Here is an 859-nt window from a genome sequence, read left to right as displayed (position 1 = left end):
AGAAGTCATCTCATTTGGGCGGTTGGGTAAGCTGTCGGTCGTGGTGGGGATTGTTGAGCGGCTGGTGCCGGATGAGTTGTGGGAGTTGTTCCAGCGGGTGGTGCCGGAGGCGCCGTCTCGGCCTCAGGGTGGTGGCCGACGTCGGCATGGTGACCGGGAGGTGCTGGCTGCGATCGTGTTTGTCGCCACCTCGGGTTGTACCTGGCAGCAGCTGCCCACGGCCTCGTTCGGACCGTCGGGAGCGACAGCTCACCGGCGGTTCTCCGAGTGGAGCAAGGCCCGGGTGTGGGCCAAGCTCCACCGCCTGGTCCTCGATGAGCTTGGCGCCCGTGGTGAGCTGGACTGGTCGCGCTGCGCGATCGACTCGGTGAACATGCGGGCCCTGAAAAAGGGGGCCTGACAGGTCCGAATCCTGTGGACCGGGGCAAGTTCGGGTCGAAGATCCACTTGATCACGGAGCGGACCGGTCTGCCCCTGTCCGTCGGAATCTCAGGGGCGAACCTGCACGACAGTCAGGCCCTCGAGCCCCTCGTCCGCGGCATACCGCCCATCCGTTCACGCCGCGGACGCCGACGGCGCAGGCCCGGCAAGCTCCACGCCGACAAGGGATACGACTACGCCCACCTGCGGAAATGGTTACGTCAGCGCGGCATCAAGCACCGCATAGCCCGCAGAGGCATCGAGTCCTCGCAGCGACTAGGCCGCCACCGCTGGACCATCGAACGGACCATGGCCTGGCTCGCCGGCTGCCGCCGACTCCACCGACGCTACGAACGCAAGGCCGACCACTTCCTCGCCTTCACCAGCATCGCCTGCACCCTCATCTGCTACCGCCGACTCGCCAATTGAGATGACTTCT

The 859-nt window shown here is 66.1% G+C and carries 1 protein-coding gene; it reads left to right on the top strand.

The window, feature by feature from the left end; genetic code table 11:
• Positions 1 to 49 precede the first annotated feature (49 nt).
• Positions 50 to 849 (top strand): IS5 family transposase gene (locus tag AFM16_RS40805; RefSeq protein WP_370628159.1). Its coding sequence is split into 2 segments (ribosomal slippage): positions 50 to 385 and positions 388 to 849, totalling 798 coding nucleotides; the frame shifts between segments, so codons are not numbered across the junction.
• The last annotated feature ends 10 nt before the right edge of the window (positions 850 to 859 follow it).

Origin of the sequence: Streptomyces antibioticus, from assembly GCF_002019855.1 — a bacterium.
Lineage (GTDB): Bacteria > Actinomycetota > Actinomycetes > Streptomycetales > Streptomycetaceae > Streptomyces > Streptomyces antibioticus_B.
The sequence above is the reverse complement of the archived record's forward strand: the minus strand, read 5'-3'. Positions and strand labels throughout refer to the sequence as shown.